Genomic DNA, 15,963 nt, shown 5'->3' with positions numbered 1-15,963 from the left:
GAGCAAACATCGATGCTCGTCTGTCGCGGAGAGGTTCGGGAGTTTGGTTTAACCGGCCTGACTCGAAATCAGGTGAGCCTAACGGCTCCGGGGGTTCGAATCCCTCCCTCTCCGCCACCCAGTCTTCATATCCGGAGATTTTCCAGAGAATTCGTCAGAAATCTGCGTCCGTTGGCCCAATTTTCAATTTCCGCAGCACCGGAGAAAGACGACGTATTCAAAAGCACGGCTTCCCCATGAATTCAAAGGCATCGAACATCGAATATGAGGTTGACGATTCAATCGCCACGGTGCGGCTGAATCGGCCCGAGAAGCTCAACGCCTTCACGTTCGCGATGATTGAGCAGATTCGCGATGCGGTGGAGCGCGCCGCCGCGGACGAAGGCGTGGTCGGAATCATCGTTACGGGAACCGGTCGCGCCTTTTCCGCTGGGCTCGACGCGGAAGATCTCGCGCGCTCCACCAAGGGTGGCGTGCCGCCGAGTGCTCGCGATACGGCCCCGGATGAACTACCCGCGCTGTTCAGCCATTTGCTGCGCGTGCCGAAGCCGGTGATTGCTGCCGTCAACGGCGTCACAGCAGGCGGGGGCTTCGTGCTCGCAATGATGTGCGATCTGCGGTTCGCAGCGTCCGACGCGAGCTTCACGACCGTATTCTCGAAGCGCGGGTTGATAGCCGAGCATGGCACGGCATGGCTGTTGCCGCGGATTGTGGGTACCAGTCGCGCACTCGATCTGCTGTGGAGCTCGCGGCGTTTCGATGCCGCTGAGGCGTATCGAATCGGGTTTGTCGATCGACTGGTGCCGCATGAAAGCCTGCTCGATGAGTCCAAGGCTTATCTGCGCGAACTCGCGGCGAACGTCTCGCCGAACTCGCTCGCGGTTATCAAATCCGAGGTCTATCGCCACTGGTCGCTCGCAATGGAAAGCGCGTTTCGCGACGCCGATGGCCTTATGAAAGTAGCGCTCACGCATCCCGACGCGACGGAGGGCGTCAAGTCATTCGTCGAGCGCCGCGCACCACGATTCAAGCGAATTAGAGGAGGAAAACCGTGAGCAGCACTCGCCGCGAAACGATAGTCTATGAGAAGTCGGGCCCGGTCGCGCGGCTTACGATGAATCGTCCTGACCGGCTGAACGGAATGACCAATCGGATGCTGGTCGAGACGCGCCATGCGCTCGCGGCCGCCGCCGAGGATCGCGAGCTCAGAGTGCTGGTCCTGACCGGCGCGGGCAAGGGCTTCTGTCCCGGCGCCGACATCAGCCAGGTCGCGTCGGCGGCTCCGGACGACCCTCTCACGGCGGACGATTTTCGCGTACCGATTCTGCTGCACAACATGCCGGCCGTAACGATTGCGGCGATCAACGGCGCTTGCGCGGGAGCGGGCCTCGGATGGGCGCTCGCGTGCGACTTCAGATTTGCGGCGGAGTCGGCGCGCTTCAACGTCGCGTTTCTGGATGTTGGCGTTGCGGGAGATATGGGCGGACCATGGAGCCTCTCGCGAATCGTCGGCTCAGCGCGTGCCCGCGAACTCTACTTCCTGCCCGGCAAGTTCGACGCGGCCGAGGCGCTTAGGATCGGATTGGTCACGCGCGTTTTTCCGGACGATCGATTTCGGCAAGAAGTCGATGCGATCGTGAACCGGCTTACCGATTGTGCGCCGATCGCGCTGCGCACGCTGAAGGCGAACTTCGTCGACTCGGAACGGATGGACTTTGCGGGGTATGTTGCGCTCGAAAGCGAACGCCACTTCAGAATGTTCGAAACCGAAGACACTCGCGAGGCATTTGCGGCCAAAGCCCAAAAGCGCAAGCCCCAATTCAAAGGGCGTTGACAGGCGAGTTCTCCGATGTCGCTAAAGTAGGGACTTTTCTTGCCGCACTGGAAATGCGCGGTTAGGCACGCGCTACCCGCCTTTTTACGGGCATATTTGCGAATGTGAGGCGCAATTGTCATCAAATTGGCATCACGCGAAGCGCGGGCAGCAGGGCCAGTTTCAAGCCCAATGAGGCCCACATTGCCCTTTTGATCGCGGAATGAAAGGCATCAAGGGGATTCGCAAACTCTGGGAGATGGGCCTTTATGGGCGACTGTGACTGCGCGGCTCGGACAGAAGCGGGAGCATCGAGGCTGGCGGTGACCAGTAACGTTACCACTGCTAGTATTTCTTCATGCTCGGATACCGGAAACGCTACTTTGACCTTGCGCACACTACGTTGCAGAGATTGCGCGCCGATCCCGAGGACTTGGCGACGCTAAAGGAAATTCAGAAGCTGTTGCTTCGCGAGGTCGTACGGACGGAGAAGAAAATCCGCGAACACAAGGCCGAGCTAAAGACCAGCAAGGGAACGGCGGACAGTACGGCTGCAAAACGGTCGGCTTATCTGGGAAAGCGCATCGAGGGGTTTCGACAGTGCGCATATATTTGGCGCTGCTTCGGCGACGCGATTGCTTTCCTTTACATGGACAAATTCGCACTGAAGCACTGCTTCTACAGCACTGAAAACACAAGTGCTAAGTATGACGCCGGGTTCATATTGGGCAAGGAAGGGCTAGGGAAGGAACTACAGCTGCTTGATTCCGCTCTGGAAGACAATATTCCGGCCCTGTTAGTCGATCTAACCAATACCATCCGGCATGGTGACGTTTGTTTGATGGGCGAGTCCGATCCCTTGCTGATCGAAGTGAAGTCCTCGAAGGGGCTAGACAGCAGGGGCAGAAAACAGTGGAGAAGCCTCGAAAAACTGCAAACCTTCTATGACACCGATAAAGGCGAAGGACTGCGTGGTTTTCCGCAGCTGCGTAGGCAGGCCTACGAAATGCCTGAACGCTCGTATGTAGACCAAATCAACGAATGCATCGCCCAAGCTCTGAAAGACGGATACGCTGTGCGCCAACCGGAGCACGGCTTGTATTATATAGTCATGACGCAGGAAGGACTTGGCCTGGAGCAGATACTGGACACTCTCGCGCTCAAGGCTCCTTGGGCATTCTTCCTCAACACGCCCAAGTCGGTCCGAACATGGGCACCTTACTTGCCCTTCATTCTGACTATTGAGGACAAGGATCACCTTTGGGACTTCATCCGAGGCAACCTGCACATTCTCGTTTTGGTCGAGTCGGACGCGCTATGTCAGATCGCAATCGACAAAGGTTGTAAAGCGAAGATCGATCTGGACGATGAGGACTATCCGCTGCACGTGGAAGTGCCGGGTGGCGACCGCATGGCCGGGATTTCTGGGCACATACTAACGCGGATTGGAATGGAGTTCGTGTCGCCCGAGTGGATGGTCCTGTGTTCGATCGAAGGGTTAAGGCGACTCTCTGAAGGCCTCAAGGCGGAGTCTGGTGCCGCACCTTCTCCGTAGAACGTGGAGAATAGTGCGCGCAATCGCCGCCGCCCGTTCGCGCGGAAAATCGTCATCGTCGTCGCCGATGAGGTTCAACCTTGCTGCCGTCCGCGTCCTCAGGTTTGATGTAAGCCGATGTAAGTTGCGCGTGAAGTCGTTGCGTGCGTTGGGGTTTAGCAATCGAGCAGCATTGGAAATGCGGATTGAAGTCGATCGTAAATGTGGGGTCGTTCATCCGGTTGGCGCGATAATCCAGTTTACACTTGGCTGACAGGCGAGTTCTTCGATGTTGCTCAGACTAAAGTAGGGACGCCATTCTTTGCCGCACTGGATATGCTTGCGCAGATCAGGCGCTGCAACGAGAGCGCGGGCCAGGAACTGCGCCTGATACCGGAGTCCCGGTTATTCGAAAAAAACTCCTGTTCCGTCGAAATAATTCTTGAAGAACTCGACCAAATGGATGCGCAAGTGTTAAAAGCGGATCAATCGCGCGAGGAGGGCAGTTGCTAATGTCGCATAAGGGATTCTCTCACATCGGGCTCTCGACGCTGGATCTCGACAAGACTCGCGAGTTTTACGAGGGTGTGCTCGGCTTCAAGCCGGTGCGCTGCGACACTATCGCGGTCAAAGAGGGTGGCAGGATTCGCCATATCTTCTTCGATACCGGACGCGATCAATTGATCGCCTTCATGGAAGCGCGCGGCGTCCCCGGTGTTCCCGCCGAATACGACGCGGGCATCAATCGCGGCCTCGGTGTGCCGAGCGCCTTCTATCATTTCGCATTCGAGACCGGCAGCTTGCCGGGACTCGAGCAGAAGCGTGCCGAGTTGCTCGCCAAGGGCGTCAAGGTCAGTGAAATCGTCGATCACGACTGGGCGAAATCCATCTACTTCAAGGATCCCAACGGCATGCAGCTCGAGTACTGCTGTTATACGCGAGAGCTCAACGACGATGACGCGCGTATGCAGGATCGCTTCGAGGTATCGATCAAAGGAATGGGTCTCGACGACAAAATCGATGTCGCGCCGAAAAGGTAACTCGACGGTGGGCTAACAGATCCGTCAGGAGTAAGTCGTGAGCAAATGGCAATTCACCAAAGGTCTGCATGACCTTGGACGTGGCGCGTATGCCTACCTGCAGCCGTCCGGTACCTGGGGTTACAGCAACGCCGGGTTGATAGCCGACGGAGATCAGTCCTTGTTGGTCGATACGCTTTTCGACGAACGGCTGACTGCCGAGATGCTTGCTGTGATGCAGGACGCGACCGGCTTTGGCGCCGATCGCATCGGCGTGGTGGTGAATACGCATTCGAATGGCGATCACACCTTTGGCAATCGGCTTGCGAAAAATGCGGTGATTATCGCGTCGGAAGCGGCGGCGCATGAGATGCGCGAAGAGGGTAATCCGCAACTGCTCGCCCAGCTGATGAAAAATACCGACGCGATGGGCGAGGTCGGATCTTTTTTCAAGAAAATTTTCGGCGCGTTCGATTTCGCCGGGGTTACATTCAGGCTGCCCGATAGGACTTTTACCGGAGAGGAGACGCTCAAGGTCGGCGACAAGCAGGTAAGGCTTATCCAGGTCGGGCCGGCGCACACGGCGGGCGACGTAATCGCTTTTGTCCCTGCGAATCGAGTCGTCTACACCGGCGATATTCTGTTTATCGATGGGACTCCTATCGCATGGGCGGGTCCGGTGAGCAACTGGATCAAAGCCTGCGACCGAATTTTGGGCCTCGACGTCGACGTCGTCATCCCCGGCCATGGCCCGATCACCGACAAGGCGGGCGTCAAGCGGATGCAGGACTACCTTGTCCATGTCGACAAGGAAGCGCGCAGATGTCACGCGGCAGGAATGAGTTCATGGGAGGCGGCACAGAATATCCCGCTAGGCTCATTCGGCGGCTGGGAAGATCCGGAGCGGCTAGCTGTCACGGTCGATACGATTTTCCGCGAGATAAATGACGATCACTCATCGCGCAACATCCTGGAGCTATTCGGCCGGATGGCGCAGTTGCATAGCCACTACGCGCGGACGAGCGAAAGCGGTCACTAGGACTGGCAAAGAGCGTTTTGTCGAAGGGCTCAGCGCACGGGATTCGACGCTGGCCCCGGAATTTGCGGGAGCCATTGATTCAACTGCGAGATAAGGTATTCGAGTCGGCGCATTGTGTGCAATTCAGCGAGGATTGCGCGCCGCTGATCGACAGTCCATGGCGTTATAAGTGCAAATTCCCGCTCCTCCAGCCGCGATCCGAACTGCTCGAGCGGCTTTGCCAGGTTGTCGGAAGAGTGTGATCGCGCGATCGCCTGAGCGCCTCGCCGGCTCAGACTATCAGCGCCGCTGAAGAAGTCGAGCCACGACTCAAGTTGCCGCCGCATTGCGTCGAGCACCGCCTCGCGCGCCGATTCGGTGATGGGATCGAGTGGCGGCGCAGGAGTGACGATGCGCCCGCTCGCTATCGAGGCCAACCGATTCGCGATGCGCCGCAGGGTTCCGGCCGCCTCGACGATCGCATTGTGGTTAACCGTGCTGGTGCGGCCCTCCAATTGCGCATCATCGGCGACCTCGAGAATCTCGGCGAGCGTGCGCATGGTCGCAGAGTTAGCTTGCTGGATCTCGTCAGCACTGTCTGAGGCGGAGCCGCCCGGCGTCAACGCAAGCGTGTCGCGAATAACTTTGCGCAGCCTCGGCAATAAGGAGTCACCAGCGTATTCCGGCCACAGTATTAATGTGATGATTGCGACGACGATCGTGCCGAGCAAGATTCCCCAGATGCGCCAGAGCGGTTCATATTCGTCGAGTGCAGGGCTCAATCCGGCGAAAACCAGCGCGAAGGTCGTGCCTATCTGCTTTCCCGCGTATGCAACGCGTCCGCTGCTGAGAGATGAGTATGCGGACATATAGAAAACAATGGAGACAGCCAGCAGATAAGCCGGGAGAGTTCCGAAATTGGGCGTGACGATGATGATTGCGAGAAGAGAAACTATCCCTCCGATCAACGCTCCGACTATCCGCAGAATCATCTTGCGTAGGGCTGCTCCGTAGCTAGGCAGCGCGGTTATCAGTACCGTCGTGAGGATTGTAGATAGATCGGCGCGCTGGGTGACGATGCCCACCACATAACCGATCACCACGCAGAGACCTACCTTCATTGAATAGCGGACGATTGCGGGATCCCGACCAGTCGACTGCGGAACGTCGTTAGCAGGAGCCGCGGACGGCGGCTGCGGAGGCGCATCGAGTAGGTGCTCGACATATGCAGTTATTGTCGCCAGTGAATCGGTGACCGTTGCGAAATTTTCGATTTCTGCGGAACTCGCCTTGACTATATAGATTGGTCTGACCTGGAGGATGCGAGCACTGAGAGCGTCGAACGCCAATCGTGCGCGGGTCCGCGAGGCGGGAGGCGGTGTGTCGACGCCAACGGCTATGTGCGTCGGCAGTTCGTGGGCGATCTCGTCCAGCACCTTCGCAATCGCCTCGACCGTCGCCTGAAGTTGCGGCCGCACCATATTTCGAACCTCTTCTGGTACGTTCTGGCGAACCGCGAAGGCAAGACGATCCACTTCGAGACCGATGCGCACCACCCGCGTGATGGCCGCAAGGAGGATCGCCTGGCGATGCTGGGAGATACCCTCGGCAACGGCCCGACTCAGCAGAGCCATGTGTTCGGGAAGATCAGAAGTCGGCGGGGGCAACGGCGGCCGCGGCGCATCGCGGCGATCCAGATAGTAGTTTGAAGCCTCGATCAGCCGCGAATGATAGCGCGCGACAGTGGCTCCCAACGATTCCATCAAGATCGCTTCGCCGGGATCGGGCCACAGCCAGTTGTCGAACAGGATGATCGTGCCGAAAGCGATGACGCTCCCACCGAATGCGCCTGCCGCGCCCCAACCGATTTGGTCAGGCACAAACACGACGGTGTAAAAGGTATCGAGGCAGACCACCTGTATCAGAAGAAGTGCAGCACCGAGGTTATGAGTCGTTCCGAAGTAAGTCGAAAGCGAAATCGCCGTGAAAAGAAACGGGAGGATCAACCACGGCGATTCCACCAATATCCCCGCCATCAGCACTGATGCAGCAAGCGCGAAGGCTTCGGCGATCAGAAACGCCACTCCTTTGCGAAGCGACATCATTGGGCCTGCGCCGACCAGCAGCCACACGATGTAAGTGCCCAGCTGGTTGTTGACGTGACAACTCGCGACCAGGCCTGCACCGATCGTTGCAATCGTGGTCATGCGAAGAGCAGTGCGATATTTTCGCGAGGTGGGAGCAAGCTCACGAGAAAGCAGCGCAGCAAGCTGATCGAACCAGCCGGGCGGCTGGGCGAGGCGAATCTCCGGTTCAGCGAAGCCAGCCATAGCTCCTTGCTCTAAGATCTCTTCGATTGTTACGAGCGCGATTCGAGAAGGTATTGGTTACGAATTCCGACGTCAAACAAGGAGCGAGCTTGGCCAATCTCATCGACGCCTAACGGTCCGCGACGATCTCCGACAAGAACCAGGTTCGCCGTTCGGTCTCGTCGATCCAGTTCTCGATCAGGCTGGCGGTGGCGACGTCGTCGTATTGCTCGCACAGCTTATGAGTCACGCGCAGCTCTCGCGTGAGCTGCAGGTTGTCGCCGCGAAGCTCGGTCAGCATGTCCTGAGGCGGTACGAACTCGGCGTTGTTGTCTTTCAATCGTTGATGCTCCGCGATGTCCCTGATCGAGTGGATCGTAGCTCCCCCGAGCTTGCGCGCGCGCTCGGCGATCTCGTCGGTCATCGCGAAGATCTGGTCAGACTGCTCGTCGAGCAGCAGATGATACTCGCGAAAATGCTTTCCGCTCATGTGCCAGTGGAAGTTCTTGGTCTTCAGGTAGAGCGTGAACACGTCGGCGAGCAATTTGCGGAGCGATCCCGATATTTCGACCACCGCATCGCCGCTGAGATCGGTTGGCGTCTCCCAGGAAGGTTTCATTCGAGCTGTATTGCTTTTCATTGTTTTGTCTCCTTTATGGCCTCAGCCACAACCCATAGGCGTGAAATCTGGCCGCACAAGCGGTGCGGACGGACCAAAGGCATAAGGAAATTCAGATGGCGCGTGAAAGCGTCGCGCTCGCTTCAATCAGATCTGACACGCAAAATGGTGTCGAATCGCTCTCTAGCGCGCCTCCCACGCTAACCGCTCAGCTCGGTACGGATCGTTTTCGACCCGGCATTGATTGTCGAACATCATCGTCGGGCGCTGCTCGGTCGAGTAGGGCGTCCAGCTCGGGATGGCCTCGTGATTCGGATTTCCAGTGCGCGCGAACGCGAGCCACGCGCGGCTCATCTTGTCCGCGAGCGCGAATCGCGTCGGCAAATCTCCGGTCAGCCCCGAGGTTTCTACCGTGTCGAATACAAACGGTATCTCGAGCGCGTGCGGCGATTTGAGCTTGCCCTCCAACACCGGCGTCTCCCACGTGAACATATAGACGAACACCGGCGCGGCGTGCTGCGCGACCTTGCGATCCGCCGTGACCAGCGACGGCATCCGCATCGCATGGTCGGTCGCGATCGTCAGCACCAGATCGCGCAGCGAATCCTTGGGCCGCGCGCGCCGATAAGGCTCGATGATGCGATCCGCTTGATCGCCGACGAACATCTGCACGCGCTTGCGCATCGCGGCCTCGTCCAGTCCGTCGAGCCACGGCGCGAACGCGAAAAACAAATTCATCTCATCCTTGTTGGTCCCGATAATCAGCGGCACATTTGCGGAAATCGCCGGAGCCGCCGGCTCGAACGGACCGCCCGGAAGATGCTTCCCGTCTACCACCGGATTGAAACCGACGCGGCGCCGATTGGCAAAGGACATCATGCTGACCTTTTTCAGGACCGCGGCTTGCGCCTCGGCAAGCTCGAGCGCGGAGACCTGGCGCAACTCTTTCACCCTGCTCGCGTCGAGTCCCAACTCTGCGAGCAACTGGCGCGCGGTCTCGCTCGCGTCGTCGCGGCTGGCCATCTGCACTGCCGGCCCGCTTTGAATTATCGCCTTATGAAACAAACCGTGCGCCGCCGGCATCGCCATCAGCACACTGACTTTCGCGCCGCCGCCCGACTCGCCGAAAATCGTGACGTTGCCGGCGTCGCCGCCGAAAGCCGCGATATTGTCGCGAACCCATTCGAGCGCCGCGACGATGTCGAGCATTCCCGCATTTCCTGACGCCGCGAATTCCTGGCCGCCGATCTCGCCGAGGTGCAGATAGCCGAACGCTCCCAGCCGGTGATTGATCGTCACGACCACCACGTCGCCCTTCCGGCACAGATTGGTTCCGTCGTACCACGGCGAATCGCCCGATCCCGAGATGAACGCGCCGCCGTGGCACCAGAACATCACCGGCCGTTTGCGCCCGTCGTTTACCGCAGGAGTCCACACGTTGAGCACGAGGCAGTTCTCGCTCATCGGCGGCAGCGCACGCCCCGCAAACAGCTTGAGCATCGCCGGAGACATCGCGAATGCGTTCTCGTCCTGCATCGCGCGATTGGCGAACTCGAAAGCGTCGCGAACCCTCGTCCAGGGCTGGAGCTTTCGCGGCGGCGCAAATCGGCCGTCCCCCTCGGGTGGAGCTGCGTAAGGGATACCTTTGAAAACGTTGACGGCGTCCCCGGCAATGCCGCGAATCTTTCCGCAATTCGTCTCGGCTACAACATGCTGCGCCATTTTCGAATTTCCTCCGCGAAACTACGACGGCCGCTTCATCTCGAACGACGGACCTGACCAGCCGTCCTCGAGCATTTGCGGCGGCGCATCCTGAGAGCCTCGCGCCAGGTTGCCCGCGCCCATCCCCGACGTCACTGCGCCGTCAACCACCATCGCCTGTCCGCTGACGAACTCCGAGTCGTCGCTCGCGAGGAACAGCGCCATTGCCGCGATGTCTTCCGGCCGTCCCGCGCGCGGCCACGGCTGAAACGCGGCAAACAGTTGCGTCGCGGTTTGCTCGCCGCCCGGGATGCGATTGTACGTGAGCGGAGTCGCGATAAGTCCCGGGCAGATGCAATTGACGCGAATCTTTTCCTTCGCCAGTTCGATCGAAGCAGACCGCGTCAGGCTTATCACTCCGGCTTTCGCGGCGCAGTATGCGTGCAGCCCGGGCGCGCCACGCAGCCCGGCGATCGACGCCGTCGAGATGATCGAGCCGCCGCCCGTCTTGCGCATCTCGGGCACGGCGTGCTTGATGCCGAGGAACACCGCGCGCAGCAGGATCGAAAAACTGCGGTCCCAGTTTTCCGCGGTGGTCTTTTCGAGCGGCCCGACCGCGCCGCCGAGGCCCGCATTGTTGTACATGACGTCGAGGCGGCCGAATTCCTTGACCGCGCGATCGACCGCGCTCTTGATATTTTCCTCGCTCGAGACGTCGGTGAGCTGAAAGACTGCGCTGCCGCCGTTCTCCTTGCAGTCCCGCACCGCAGCTTCGGCGCCCTCGCGATTAAGATCCGCGATCACGACCGCGGCGCCTTCGCCCGCGAATCGAATTGCGGTGGCGCGTCCGATTCCGCTCGCCGCACCGGTGATGACTGCAACTTTCTTTTCGAGTTTGCCCATGAATTCTCTCCGTTTTGTTCTGAAGCTCGCCTGCTCGAAGCGGCATCATCTATAGATAGTCGCGCGAGGGCCGCGCTGCCAACCGCTGGAGCATAAACCGCTGGAATCTCGCACGCGCGCGGTACTAAGATCTTCGGCGTCACATCCGCATCGCAGGAGCCTCAAATGGAAACGATACTCGGCGACGTTTTTACCTGGTCATGGTTTTCCGACCCGCACGGCTACAACTTCAACAGCCTGCTGATTCTCGATTTGGACGGAAACATTTGCATCGACCCGGTCGATCCGAACGATCAAGTTCTGGAAGAACTCGTTCAGACGGGGGTGGACAGTATTCTTCTCACCAACCGAAATCACGTTCGCGCCGCGAATAAAATTCGCGAGCGCACCGGAGCCCGATGCTTCATTCATCCCGCCGATGCCGAATACGCGAAGGGGCAGGGCGCGGTGCTCGACGGTGAAATTCAGGACGGCGAAACTATCGGGCCGCTCAAGGTGATCGGCGTCAGCGGAAAGAGTCCCGGCGAAGTCGCACTCCTCTGGCCGGCGCGAAAAACCTTGATCGTCGGCGACGCGGTAGTAGGAAATCCTCCCGGGCAGCTTAGCTTGCTGCGCGAGCGCGTGATGGACGACCCGGCCCGCCTGCGCCGCAGCGTCAATCAACTGCTCGAGCTCGACTTCGACACGATCCTGGTGGGCGACGGCGTCCACATTATCGGCGACGCGAAGAATCGGCTGAAAGAATTGGTCGCCGGCTTCAAGCCCGCTTGAGCACCGGCAAAACTTCCTTGGCGAACAGTCCGACCGTCTGCATCTGGTCTGCGGCCCCCACGTCGGCTCCCGGCCCAACCACGATCAAATGATCGAGTCCGAGTTTGAGAATCGTCTCGAAGCGCTCAACGCAATGCGCCGGCGGCCCTGCGATAGCGAACCGGTCGATGAACGCGTCATCGATGAACTGGGCGTGACCGGCGTCTCCTCGCGTATGCCGCGACATGTCGTACGCTTCACCTACTTTCTGCGCCACCGCGCGATCATCCGGACGCATGCCAGCGGCCGAATCGCGGGACATCCCTGAGAAATGAGCGATCACTCCGACGGTTCCGCGTGCCAAAGTACGCGCGCGTGCAATCTCAGGATGTACCACCACATTCAGATACGCGCCGAGCTTGAGCGTCGAGGGATCCAGTCCAGCCTGCGCGCGAGCTTTTCGAGCGTGACCGATTGCCCACGCCAGCCGCTCCGAATCGGCGCCGACCGCAAAGGTTACTGAGTCTGCCAGCGTAGCGCCGACCTCGATCACGCGAGGCCCGGTCGCAGCGACGTCCACCTGGACCTTCGGCAGATTCCCGCGCGCGATCCATTCGTTACGGCTGCGGTACCCGTTATCCAGGGTGACCTCCTCGCCCCGAAGGAAGCCCTGCACCTGCGAGATGTAGCGCGCGAAATCTTTGCTCGACGGCGCGCGCTCGCCAATCTTGGCGACTGCCGAATCTCCCCGGCCGATTCCGAGCACCGCGCGTCCGCCCGACTCCGCCTGCACCGTCGCGATCGCCGAAGCGGTCACCGCCGGATGTCGAGTCACCGGATTGGTGACCGAGGTGCGCAGCTTCAGATGCTTGGTGGCGTGAGCCGCGAGACACAATTGCGAATAAGGGTCCGCCGCCAGGTTCTGCGTGTCGACAACCCCGATTCCATCGAAGCCGCTCGCTTCGATCATTCGTGCCGTCTGCGCAAACGCCCCGGGCATCGGAAAGGTGATCATCCATATTTCAGGCTTGCTCGCGTCTTTCATCGCTGTCTCCTTCGAATTTCCGCCCGCGCGGAAAAATCTAGTCCGAGCATTCCTCGAGAGAAAGCTGTAAGAGAATCAATGCCGGATTCGGGTCAGGAAGCAATTGTGCGACGTGTCGACAAAAAACCAGGAGGGACCGCGCGGTGCGCCTGCGAGTTGAGGGTGTATGTCAAAATTTTCGCGACGACTGATGCTACTGGGAGCCGCGGTTGCGGTGCTTGCCGCGATCGGCTGGTGGATGATTCACGTGCCCGCGGTGCAGGACGCGATCTTCCGCCGAGTGATCGCGCGCACTCTGACCGCGACTCGCGACGATCTGCTCGAGCAGGATTCGCTTCGAGTTTTGTTGTGCGGCACCGGCAATCCTCTGCCCGATCGCGATCGCGCGGCCGCATGCACCGCGATCTTCGCCGGCGGCACTATCTACCTGGTCGACATCGGCTCCGGCGCCTGGAAGAACCTCGCGCTTTGGCGTATTCCAGCGCCGCGCGTCGCCGCGGTTATGCTCACCCACTTTCATTCCGATCACATCGGCGATCTCGGCGAACTCAACCTCGAGACCTGGGCCAATGGACGCGATCATCCGCTGCGCGTTTACGGGCCGCCTGGCGTCGATCAAGTGGTGAACGGATTCGAGCAGGCCTACTCGCTCGATGAAGGCTATCGCATCGCGCATCACGGCGCCGCGCTGATGCCGGCTGCGAACTGGCAGATGCTGCCGATCGCCGTGAAGATCGACACTTCGCCCGGCGTGTCGCCATGCGCCGGCGGTTCCGCGACAGTGCTCGAAGAGAACGGGCTCAAGGTTACAGCCTTCACCGTCGATCACGCGCCGGTCGCACCCGCCTACGGCTATCGATTTGACTACAAGGGCCGCTCGGTCGTCGTCAGCGGCGATACCATCAAGTGCGCCAATCTCGTCGCGGTCGCAAAAGGCGCCGACGTGCTGATTCACGAAGCGCAGTCCGCCCACCTGGTCGAGCTGATCCAGCAAGAGGCGGAACAGATCGGCAACGCGCGCGTTGCGAAAATCATGTCCGACATCCGCCGCTATCACACCACGCCGCTCGAGGCCGCATCCGAGGCGAACGACGCCGGCGTGCAGCTGCTGGTGCTGAGCCACATCGGTCCGCCAACCTCCAACCTGCTCGCGCGCATCGCTTTCATGCGCGGCGTTGCCGACATCCGCCCCCGCGGCGTACTACTCGGCTACGACGGCCTGCTGCTGACACTGCCCGCAAACTCGAAAGACATCGAGACCTCAACGATTCGATAAAGGCGAACCCGCATGACACTCGAATATGATTTGTTCTGGTCGTTTCGCTCCCCATACTCTTATCTCGTTACCCCGCGGCTGATTGAATTCGAGCGCGAGTACGACGTGAAGGCCAACGTCCGGCCGGTTTATCCGATCGCGGTTCGGATTCCCGGATTTTTCAAACAGGTGAATCCGATGTGGCCGCCGTACCTGTTTCGCGATTGCACGCGTATCGCCGAGATGCTCGGGATGCCTTTCGCGTGGCCCAGCCCTGATCCAATCGTGATGAACATGGGCACCGGCGAGGTCGCCAAGGATCAACCGTACATCCATCGCCTGACCCGGTTGGGTGTCGCCGCCGCCGAAGCCGGCAAAGGACTGTCGTTCCTCGATGCGGTGAGCGGTGTGATCTTTGGCGGCACCCGCGATTGGCATCTCGGTGATTATCTGGCCCGCGCCGCCGATCGTGCCGGACTGGATCTCGCGAAGCTCGATTCAGAAATCGATCGCGATCCCGATCGTTATGAATCCATGATCGCCGAAAATGAATCCGCACAAAAGCGCGCCGGGCATTGGGGCGTCCCCTGATGGTCTTCAACGGCGAGCCGTTCTTCGGCCAGGACCGTTTCGATTTGCTCCGATGGCGCATGCAACAAAACGGACTAAAGCGCGCGTGACGTTTCCGGCGGACTCCTCTGGATCTAAGCGAAGAGCATCTTCCGCAGCGTCGGCAGCAGCCGCATCTCTTCACTATCGATCAGGTCGTCGAGCTTGACCGCGAGCGCGCACAACGCTTTGCCGGCCACCGATACAACCTTGTCCGGATCGTCTTCGAACGACACTCCGACCAGCTTCCCAATCATCGCGCGGATCTCGCGATGGTTTTTTTTGATTCGGTTCATGACCTCCGCCGAAATTCCGCCCGCATCCTGCGCCCACGGCAGCACGGTTTCATCTTCGCTCAACAGATGCTGATTGAGTTGCGGCTTCAGAATCTCCCAGCATCGCCGGGCCTGCGTGCGCATCTCGTGATCCGACGGCTTGAAGCCGAGTATGACGCCCGCGACCGCCGCATCGAGCAACGGCATCCCGAGGCTGTATTCCTCGCGGCTCAGTTCTTCCGTGAGGTTCCGGATTTTGCGCGTCTCCGCGAACTTTCCCGCCCGGCTTTCTGACGGCTTCTTAGCAGTGGCCATATTTGTTTTCATAATCCTCACCGGCCCGATTCTTCAACCTTGGATGCGCGCGTCACCGTAGTTGCGATGACGGAAAATAAATTTCCCGCCCGTCGATCGTCTCGAGCACTCCGTAACTGTCTGGCGGAAAAATAGTGGTGACGCGAACGTCAGGAGAACGCCCCTCGATTTTCACATCGTGGCGAATCTTGTGCACGTATTCCTCGAGCTTGGTCCGCGCCGCGCTGAACGCCTCGGTTATCGCCAGCGGCAGGTCGTCACTCTTTTGCTTGTCGATCGTGAGCTCATCGCCCGGCACATCGAGATGAATCCGAACCCGGCCCGCTTTTTCGATCACGATAAACCGCAGATGCTGCAGACAACGGGTGCATCCCGCCAGCCCGTTGATGTAGTCCTCGAGCGCTTTGACGTGCGCGATAATTTGCGTCTCAACCGCTTCGGTCATCGCCGATTCCGATGAATTGATCTGAAGCTTCATTTTCCCTCTTCCTCATCGTTCGAACGTCGATGCTGCTGCTCTAATTCATTCTTCGTGCCGATCACCAAAGCCGATTCGACGCCTGATTCAGGCCGCAATTCAGTCGGCAGTCCGATCGTCTGTATCCTTCGGACACAATGCCTGCGCCCGTTGGCAACACCCACATCGCCACGGCCTCGGGCTGGCAATTCCGCTCTAATTGAAATCAGCGCCATCCGATTGTTCTTCAGAGAACATTTATGTCGGATCATTCTCCGCTCGATTGTGCTGCTGCTTCCGAAAACCCAATGATTTGCGCAAAATTCTCCCACCTAGGTCAG

The 15,963-nt window shown here is 59.5% G+C and carries 17 protein-coding genes and 1 tRNA gene; 10 read left to right on the top strand and 8 right to left on the bottom strand.

All coding sequences use genetic code 11. From position 1 onward, the window contains the following. Positions 1-27 precede the first annotated feature (27 nt). The 7 genes from WB650_RS03980 (at position 28) to WB650_RS03950 (ending at position 5,405) form a co-directional block, all read left to right on the top strand. A tRNA-Ser gene (locus tag WB650_RS03980) sits at positions 28-117 on the top strand. 119 nt (positions 118-236) lie between these two features. Next, positions 237-1,055, top strand: coding sequence for an enoyl-CoA hydratase-related protein (locus WB650_RS03975; RefSeq protein ID WP_422303017.1), 819 nt, complete (start codon positions 237-239; stop codon positions 1,053-1,055). Further along, on the top strand, positions 1,052-1,834 hold the full coding sequence (locus WB650_RS03970) for an enoyl-CoA hydratase/isomerase family protein (protein ID WP_422303015.1): 783 nt from the start codon (positions 1,052-1,054) through the stop codon (positions 1,832-1,834). The genes WB650_RS03975 and WB650_RS03970 overlap by 4 nt, the downstream gene beginning before the upstream one ends. 412 nt (positions 1,835-2,246) lie before the next feature. Further along, positions 2,247-3,368 (top strand): hypothetical protein, encoded by a 1,122-nt coding sequence (locus WB650_RS03965; protein ID WP_423959524.1) that lies wholly within the window; start codon positions 2,247-2,249, stop codon positions 3,366-3,368. 201 nt (positions 3,369-3,569) lie between these two features. Continuing rightward, positions 3,570-3,860, top strand: coding sequence for a hypothetical protein (locus WB650_RS03960; protein ID WP_422303011.1), 291 nt, complete (start codon positions 3,570-3,572; stop codon positions 3,858-3,860). After that, positions 3,860-4,387, top strand: a complete 528-nt coding sequence (locus WB650_RS03955) for a VOC family protein (protein WP_423959522.1) — start codon at positions 3,860-3,862, stop codon at positions 4,385-4,387. The genes WB650_RS03960 and WB650_RS03955 overlap by 1 nt, the downstream gene beginning before the upstream one ends. A 37-nt stretch (positions 4,388-4,424) precedes the next feature. Further along, the gene (locus WB650_RS03950) at positions 4,425-5,405 is read left to right on the top strand and encodes an MBL fold metallo-hydrolase (RefSeq protein ID WP_423959521.1); all 981 of its coding nucleotides are present in this window, start codon (positions 4,425-4,427) and stop codon (positions 5,403-5,405) included. 29 nt (positions 5,406-5,434) lie between these two features. On the opposite strand, the gene WB650_RS03945 is transcribed toward WB650_RS03950, so the two are convergent. The 4 genes from WB650_RS03945 to WB650_RS03930 form a co-directional block, all read right to left on the bottom strand. After that, positions 5,435-7,714 carry an FUSC family protein gene (locus WB650_RS03945; protein ID WP_422303005.1) on the bottom strand — a complete coding sequence of 760 codons (2,280 nt, stop codon included), beginning with the start codon at positions 7,712-7,714 and terminating at the stop codon, positions 5,435-5,437. Between the two features lie 109 nt (positions 7,715-7,823). Then, on the bottom strand, positions 7,824-8,333 hold the full coding sequence (locus tag WB650_RS03940; protein ID WP_422303003.1) for a Dps family protein: 510 nt from the start codon (positions 8,331-8,333) through the stop codon (positions 7,824-7,826). Positions 8,334-8,495: 162 nt separating this feature from the next. Further along, positions 8,496-10,034 carry a carboxylesterase/lipase family protein gene (locus tag WB650_RS03935; RefSeq protein WP_422303001.1) on the bottom strand — a complete coding sequence of 513 codons (1,539 nt, stop codon included), beginning with the start codon at positions 10,032-10,034 and terminating at the stop codon, positions 8,496-8,498. Positions 10,035-10,055: 21 nt separating this feature from the next. Further along, positions 10,056-10,916 (bottom strand): SDR family NAD(P)-dependent oxidoreductase, encoded by an 861-nt coding sequence (locus WB650_RS03930; protein ID WP_423959518.1) that lies wholly within the window; start codon positions 10,914-10,916, stop codon positions 10,056-10,058. Positions 10,917-11,081: 165 nt separating this feature from the next. Between WB650_RS03930 and WB650_RS03925 the strand changes: the two genes are divergently transcribed. Further along, a complete protein-coding gene (locus WB650_RS03925; RefSeq protein ID WP_423959516.1) occupies positions 11,082-11,687 on the top strand; it encodes an MBL fold metallo-hydrolase in 606 nt (201 codons plus the stop codon). Here the strand turns inward: WB650_RS03925 and WB650_RS03920 are convergent. Next, positions 11,674-12,711 carry an LLM class flavin-dependent oxidoreductase gene (locus WB650_RS03920; RefSeq protein WP_423959514.1) on the bottom strand — a complete coding sequence of 346 codons (1,038 nt, stop codon included), beginning with the start codon at positions 12,709-12,711 and terminating at the stop codon, positions 11,674-11,676. The genes WB650_RS03925 and WB650_RS03920 overlap by 14 nt on opposite strands. 166 nt (positions 12,712-12,877) lie before the next feature. On the opposite strand from WB650_RS03920, the gene WB650_RS03915 reads away from it, so the two are divergent. Both WB650_RS03915 and WB650_RS03910 read left to right on the top strand, forming a co-directional pair. Further along, positions 12,878-13,987, top strand: coding sequence for an MBL fold metallo-hydrolase (locus WB650_RS03915; RefSeq protein WP_423959512.1), 1,110 nt, complete (start codon positions 12,878-12,880; stop codon positions 13,985-13,987). A 12-nt stretch (positions 13,988-13,999) separates the two neighbouring features. Beyond that, complete coding sequence (locus WB650_RS03910) at positions 14,000-14,557, top strand: DsbA family protein (RefSeq protein ID WP_423959510.1); 558 nt, start codon at positions 14,000-14,002, stop codon at positions 14,555-14,557. Between the two features lie 113 nt (positions 14,558-14,670). Here the strand turns inward: WB650_RS03910 and WB650_RS03905 are convergent, their stop codons facing one another. The 3 genes from WB650_RS03905 to WB650_RS03895 are packed head-to-tail and all read right to left on the bottom strand — an operon-like array spanning position 14,671 to position 15,858. Next, positions 14,671-15,165 carry a hemerythrin domain-containing protein gene (locus WB650_RS03905; protein WP_423959508.1) on the bottom strand — a complete coding sequence of 165 codons (495 nt, stop codon included), beginning with the start codon at positions 15,163-15,165 and terminating at the stop codon, positions 14,671-14,673. A gap of 52 nt (positions 15,166-15,217) precedes the next feature. Continuing rightward, the gene (locus tag WB650_RS03900) at positions 15,218-15,643 is read right to left on the bottom strand and encodes an HPF/RaiA family ribosome-associated protein (protein ID WP_423959507.1); all 426 of its coding nucleotides are present in this window, start codon (positions 15,641-15,643) and stop codon (positions 15,218-15,220) included. Beyond that, positions 15,640-15,858 carry a hypothetical protein gene (locus WB650_RS03895; RefSeq protein ID WP_423959505.1) on the bottom strand — a complete coding sequence of 73 codons (219 nt, stop codon included), beginning with the start codon at positions 15,856-15,858 and terminating at the stop codon, positions 15,640-15,642. The genes WB650_RS03900 and WB650_RS03895 overlap by 4 nt, the downstream gene beginning before the upstream one ends. Between the last annotated feature and the right edge of the window lie 105 nt (positions 15,859-15,963).

Origin of the sequence: Binatus sp. (SeqCode), from assembly GCF_049584895.1 — a bacterium.
Taxonomy (GTDB): Bacteria; Desulfobacterota; Binatia; order Binatales; family Binataceae; genus Binatus.
The sequence above is the reverse complement of the archived record's forward strand: the minus strand, read 5'-3'. Positions and strand labels throughout refer to the sequence as shown.